This is a genomic window from Paenibacillus sp. AR247 (genome assembly GCF_002968895.1).
Taxonomy (GTDB): domain Bacteria; phylum Bacillota; class Bacilli; order Paenibacillales; family Paenibacillaceae; genus Paenibacillus_AQ; species Paenibacillus_AQ favisporus.
Map to the genome: position 1 here is coordinate 1,567,123 of NZ_PCZT01000009.1, position 5,853 is coordinate 1,572,975.

Annotated in this window: 6 protein-coding genes and 1 pseudogene; 4 read left to right on the plus strand and 3 right to left on the minus strand. The window is 55.4% G+C overall.

What is annotated here, in order from left to right; genetic code table 11:
• Positions 1-66: 66 nt before the first annotated feature.
• Positions 67-1,113 carry a YhgE/Pip family protein gene (locus CPT76_RS15505; protein ID WP_258168531.1) on the plus strand — a complete coding sequence of 349 codons (1,047 nt, stop codon included), beginning with the start codon at positions 67-69 and terminating at the stop codon, positions 1,111-1,113.
• A gap of 77 nt (positions 1,114-1,190) precedes the next feature.
• On the opposite strand, the gene CPT76_RS15510 is transcribed toward CPT76_RS15505, so the two are convergent.
• From CPT76_RS15510 to CPT76_RS15520, 3 genes and pseudogenes are all read right to left on the minus strand, one after another.
• Positions 1,191-2,297 (minus strand): Gfo/Idh/MocA family protein, encoded by a 1,107-nt coding sequence (locus CPT76_RS15510; protein ID WP_105443524.1) that lies wholly within the window; start codon positions 2,295-2,297, stop codon positions 1,191-1,193.
• A gap of 14 nt (positions 2,298-2,311) precedes the next feature.
• Positions 2,312-3,034, minus strand: a complete 723-nt coding sequence (locus CPT76_RS15515; protein WP_105443525.1) for a ThuA domain-containing protein — start codon at positions 3,032-3,034, stop codon at positions 2,312-2,314.
• A gap of 76 nt (positions 3,035-3,110) precedes the next feature.
• A pseudogene (locus CPT76_RS15520) lies at positions 3,111-3,782 on the minus strand (Gfo/Idh/MocA family protein); the annotation flags it as partial.
• Here CPT76_RS15520 and CPT76_RS15525 point away from each other — a divergent pair.
• The 3 genes from CPT76_RS15525 to CPT76_RS15535 all read left to right on the plus strand — a co-directional run.
• The gene (locus tag CPT76_RS15525; protein ID WP_105443526.1) at positions 3,781-4,041 is read left to right on the plus strand and encodes a YolD-like family protein; all 261 of its coding nucleotides are present in this window, start codon (positions 3,781-3,783) and stop codon (positions 4,039-4,041) included. The pseudogene CPT76_RS15520 and the gene CPT76_RS15525 overlap by 2 nt on opposite strands.
• Positions 4,042-4,163: 122 nt before the next feature.
• Positions 4,164-4,691: a YfiT family bacillithiol transferase gene (locus CPT76_RS15530; RefSeq protein ID WP_105443527.1), complete on the plus strand. Its 528-nt coding sequence runs from the start codon at positions 4,164-4,166 to the stop codon at positions 4,689-4,691.
• A gap of 82 nt (positions 4,692-4,773) precedes the next feature.
• Positions 4,774-5,853: YhgE/Pip domain-containing protein (locus CPT76_RS15535; RefSeq protein WP_146116325.1), on the plus strand; the 1,080-nt coding region annotated here is incomplete at its 3' end.

Here is a 5,853-nt window from a genome sequence, read left to right on the forward strand (position 1 = left end):
TGCAGTCTCAGCTGACGCTTGTCAATCAAATCCGCAGCGGGGGTAAAGAAAGGCGAGAAACCGGCCATGGATCTGGTGAATAAGCTGAACACCATCTCCGGCGACGTATCCGATCTATTAGGGGACATCCTCGGACGTTATGACAGCGAAATTCAGCCGGCGATCGCAAGCGGGCTGCAGAAGGCGGTCAAGTCCGCCGCCGAAGCGAAGAAAGTGATGGATTCTGCGGTACAGAGCCTGCCGGACGTCAAGAAGGTGCTGTTCGACGCTTCCAAGGGGCTGGCGATCGGCACGCAGGGCATTTCCGTCATTCAGAAGGAGCTTCCGGGCGTGGAAGCCAAAGTCAAGGAGCTGGCGGACCGGATGCGCAAATTCGAATCGGAGGGCAACCTGCAGGAAGTCATCGACCTGCTGAAAAACAACTTCCAGCAGGAAGGCCAGTTCTTCGCCGAGCCTGTCGTGCTGAAGGAGAATCAGCTGTTTCCGATACCGAATTACGGATCCGCCATGTCGCCCTTCTTCTCAACACTGGCGCTCTGGGTCGGAGCGACGCTGCTCGTATCCCTGGTGACGACGGAAGTACATTCTCCTGCAGCGGGAACGGATTATAACAGCGTACAGATTTATTTCGGCCGGTTCCTGACCTTCCTGACGCTGGCGCTGCTGCAATCGGTCCTCGTCACAGCAGGCGATATCTTCCTCTTGGGAACCTATGTGGTGGACAAAGGCTGGTTCATCTTATTCGGATTGGTCAATAGCGCTGTCTTTATGCTGATCGTCTACACGCTCGTTTCCGTGTTCGGCAATGTCGGCAAGGCGCTTGCTATCGTTCTGCTGGTGCTGCAGCTGGCCGGATCGGGCGGAACCTTTCCGATCCAGACGACACCGCCGTTCTTCCGGGCGATCCATCCGTTCCTTCCGTTCACCTACGGCATCAGCATGATGCGCGAAGCGGTGGGTGGCATGATCTGGAGCGTCGTCCGCAGCGATCTGCTCATCATGTGCGTGTATGTCGTAATTACGCTCGTGATCGGTTTAGCGCTGAAAGGGATCATCAACCAGCTTGCCGCTGGCCTCGTTAAGAAGGCTAAGGAAAGCAAGCTTATCCATTGATCATGGTATAAACCAAACAAGCCTCCCCAGCAGTCCAGACTGCTGACGGGAGGCTTTTACGATTCATGCCTATTTCATTATTGATCCAATGTATAAGGTGCAAGGCCGGTAGGCATCGGCGCAGGAGGCGTGCAGGTGCTTTGCATCTCGTAATGCTTTTTCTCATCCGAAGCATCATGGAACGCCCACATCGCTTCCAACACATGGTACGCCAGCTCACCGGAAGCACGGTGAGGACGACCGCTCTGCAGCGCGTAAGCCATGTCAGCTGCGGCGATGCCGCGTGTGTTCTCCGCGTAGCCGAACAACAGCGGCTGTTCCTTCCACTCGGCTTCGCCGGCTATCCGGTACTGCACCTTGCCGCCGAAGTTGTTCGGATCGGGTACGCGCAGCGTTCCCTTTGTGCCGTAAATTTCGATGTTCGGCAGATTGCTGCCGCCGAATACGTCAAAGCTGGTGATGATCGTTCCAATCGCGCCTTCGGCGAACTGGATCAGCCCGGCGACGTGGGTAGGGATTTCCACCGGTATCTTTTGACCGTATTTTTTGGAGCTGGTGATCGTTCTTTCTTCCAACGCCTTGCCGGTCATACCCGTGATCGTTCTGATCGGACCGAGCAGCTGCACGAGTGCGGTCAGGTAGTAAGGCCCCATGTCGAACATCGGTCCTCCGCCGGCCTGATAATAAAATTCGGGATCCGGATGCCAGGTCTCGTGTCCGCCGCCGAGCATGAATGCCGTCGCGGCGACCGGACGGCCGATCAGCCCATCCTGGATCACTTTAAGGCAGGTCTGAATTCCGGCGCCGTAGAACGTTTCAGGCGCGCAGCCCACGCGCAGGCCTTTTTCCTTGGCGAGCTGGAGCACCTTCTGCCCATCTTCACGTGTGACAGCCAGCGGCTTTTCGACGTATACATGCTTGCCGGCCTCAAGAGCCTGCAGGCAGACCGACGCGTGCGCAGCCGGGATCGTCAGGTTGATCACGATTTGAATTTCGGGATCCGCGAGCAGCTCTTCAGGGGAATACACTCTGGGTATGCCGAATTCGGCTGCTTTTTCTGCGGCACGCTCCTTATCGATGTCCGCACAAGCTACCAAATCCAGCACATCGAATTTTTTGCAGTTTTCCATATAAATGCTGCTGATTTTCCCGCAGCCGATAATGCCTACTTTGATCTGCTCCAAGAATAACCCTCCCCTTAATATTGGCTGTCTGCCATGCCGTTATATGCTGTCTCCGGCTTCCAGTCGGAGACGGCTTCTTTGCCTTCGGCGGCCCATAGGAAGCCGCGTCTCATCATTTCCTTCACCTGTGGCATGTCGACGATATCCGCATGGTGCCCGAGCGAATTGTAGAAGACGCGTCCGCCGCCCCAGTACTTCGTCCAGACTACCGGCATGTCAACCGGTTTGTTGGCCGAATGCGGGCCATGAACGACCGGGAAGCGGGTTGTGGCGTGAACTTCCACTGCCGGATCCACATGCAGGTAATACTGCTCGCTCGCGACCTCGAAGTCTGCAATCCCCTGCAGCAGGGAGCCTTCCTCTTCGTCTGTCACGTTAACCATGTATCGAACCCCGTCATTCCCCGGGTGGGCGACCCACTGTCCGCCAGTCATGAACTGCCAATCGACCTGCGTCCGGAAGGAGTCGCACATGCCGCCGTGGCAGCCGGCAAGGCCCACGCCGCTCTGCACGGCCTCCGACACGTTGCCCACCAGCTCATTCCGGATTTCTCCCATCGTCCAGCAAGGGACGATCAGATCAAGACCGAGGAGCTTCTCCTTGTCGGCAAACGCTTCCAGCGTATCCGATACTTCTACTTCAAACTGCTCGGCTTCCAGCACGTTTTTGAAAATCTCTGCCACCTGCTTGGGCTCATGGCCATCCCATCCGCCCCATACGATCAGTGCTTTTTTCATGCGGCACGCTCCTTGTCTATGCTTGAAATGCTTGATATGCTCGCTATTCGTTGTTCAATACCTTCGCCTGATTGGCCTACATTTCCGAAATTTCCACCCAGCGCCGCTCCTCTACGGAACGCTCCACCGCCTCAAGCACAGCCTGGCATTTCACACCGTCGTGAAAGTTCGGGGAAGGCTGTCTGTCCTCGTGGATCGCTTCCATCAGCTCCAGCATTTCATGCGTAAACGTGTGTTCGAAGCCGATAGTGTGTCCGGCCGGCCACCAGGCATGCGAATACGCATGAGCGGCGTCGGTCGCAAGCACCCGGCGGAAGCCCTGCACATCCTCCTGGTCGTCGGTAAAGTACACTTCCAGCTCGTTCATCCGCTCAAAATCAAACTTGACACTGCCTTTGCTGCCGTTGATCTCGAACGAGTTCGTGCTGCGGTGTCCCGCCGCAAACCGGGTCGCCTCAAAGCTACCGAGCGCGCCTCCTGTGAACCGGGCCATAAACAGGGTTGCATCATCGACGGTCACTTTGCCCATCGGTCCGCCCAGACTGCCTTTAGCGCTGAGTCCGGTCATTATTTTCTGCGAGCGGTCTCTCCTTGATAAACGTTTCGCTCATGCCGATGACTTCCTGGATATCGCCGACGAGGTAGTGGGCTAAGTCGATCAGAGTCGGGCCCCAAGATCGCCGTGAGAGCCCGAACCCGCGATATCTTTCTGCAGCCGCCATACTAACGGGAAGGGAGGTGAAATGATGATCAACCGAACCTATGAACCGTCGGCGAGTTTCAATTCTACCATGAAAGAGGCTGCTTGGACACAGACCAGCCGCTTGCTGGAGGAATCCCTCCGCCGTCACCTGAAAGTAACCCTGCACCTTGCCGGTACCGGACCCGAACAAGAAATCCGGGGCTTCGTCACCGTGATTAACACCTATCTGGAAGAGATCAAGTTTAGAGCTGAAGACGAATGGCTGTGGATCAAATTCAGCGAGATCGCTTCCGCGCATACATAAAGCCGGCTTGAAGGAACGAATGGAACCCTTAGCGAAAAGGTTACAAGGGAAACCGGCTTATATCATATTGGAATGCAACGGTTTCCCGTATACATATTACTGAGCAAACGGAGGAATTAGCTATGAGCGATGATTTGAAATATCCTATCGGACTTTGCGTAACGAAAAAAGAACTGAACGGAGATGAGCGGACAGCATTGATCGGCGAAATCCGCAGCCTGCCTTCGAAGCTGCGGCAAGCTGTCAGCGGATTATCCAAGGAGCAGCTGGACACGCCTTATCGGCCGGGCGGCTGGACCGTCCGTCAAGTCGTGCACCATGTCGGAGACAGCCACATGAACAGCCTGATTCGGCTTAAACTTGCTTTAACCGAGGATAATCCGGTGATAAAACCTTATGAGGAGCAATTATGGGCTGAACTTGCAGATTCCGCGCTGCCTGATCCGGAGATTTCCCTGGATCTGCTTGAGGCGCTGCATGTCCGTTTTGTGCTTGTTCTGGAAAGCTTGAGCGGTGACCAGTGGCACAGAACTTACACCCATCCCGCGAGCGGAGAAACCAATTTGAACGAGCATCTATGCACTTATGCTTGGCATGGCAACCACCATCTTGCGCATATCACGACCCTCAAAGAACGAATGGGCTGGTAAGGCGGGATTCAGGTTCTTCGGTATGACGCCCTTCCTCAAATGAAATACTAACCAAAATGGTATGATTGAGGCAGGTGTTCTCATGAGTAAAATCTTGTCCATCTACGGCAGAGATGTGAAAAACATTGCCACGAACTGGGCCGCGCTCGTCATCATCGCCGGTCTTGTTATGCTTCCTTCCCTGTACGCCTGGTTCAACATCAAGGCATCCTGGGATCCCTACGGCAATACCGGCGATATTGCGATTGCCGTCGCGAACAACGACAAAGGGACGACGATGAAGGGACAGTCGCTGAATCTCGGCAAGGAGATCGTCGCCTCGCTGAAGGACAATCATAAGCTGGGCTGGAGGTTCGTCCCCGAGGCGGACGCCATGAGAGGCGTTCGGCACGGGGATTACTATGCGAGCATCATCATCCCGGACAATTTTTCGGCCTCGATTGCTACGGTGCTGTCGGACAACCCGACCCACGCCGAAATTTTGTATTATGTGAACGAAAAGATCAATGCCGTATCCCCGAAGATTACGTCTTCCGGAGCCAGCGGCATCATCCAGGAAGTCAGCAAAAATTTCGTCAAAACCGCCAACGGCACGATTTTCAAAATTTTCAACGAGCTTGGTATCGAGCTGGAAAATCAGCTGCCGACTATTGAGAAGGTCCGCTCGCTGGTGTTTGAGCTGGAGAAAAATTTCCCGGAAATCAACCAAGCCGTAAACACGGCGGCGCAGGACATCCATACGACCAACGAGCTGGTATCCAAAGCTCAAGGGGCGCTGCCCATAGTGACCGACCTGGCCAAGAACGGGCAGCAGTTGGCGGCTGGTCTGGACGATTTTATGGGCAAGGCTTCCACGGCTGCCAAGGATATCGCGCCGAACGTAAAGCAGGATCTGCTGCTTCTGCAGCAGACGTCCATGGCTACGGAGCAGCTGACCGCGCTGCTGAAGGATCCCGACGTCGATCCGAAGACTGCGCTTGATGCGCTGGACCGGATATCCTCCAGGTTAACTACCGGCCTGGAAGTACAGGAAGCGCTGATCAGCTGGTTCGGCCGGCTGAACCAGACCGCAGGCGGCCGACTGGATTTCGTCAGCTCCAAGCTGAAGCAGGTCCGGGACAAAATGCAGTCTCAGCTGACGCTTGTCAATCAAATCCGCAGC

Coding starts and splice junctions, on each gene's coding strand:
- CPT76_RS15505 (WP_258168531.1), top strand. CDS start 67: ATGGATCTGGTGAATAAGCTGAACACCATCTCCGGCGACGTATCCGAT.
- CPT76_RS15525 (WP_105443526.1), top strand. CDS start 3,781: ATGATCAACCGAACCTATGAACCGTCGGCGAGTTTCAATTCTACCATG.
- CPT76_RS15530 (WP_105443527.1), top strand. CDS start 4,164: ATGAGCGATGATTTGAAATATCCTATCGGACTTTGCGTAACGAAAAAA.
- CPT76_RS15515 (WP_105443525.1), bottom strand. CDS start 3,034: ATGAAAAAAGCACTGATCGTATGGGGCGGATGGGATGGCCATGAGCCC.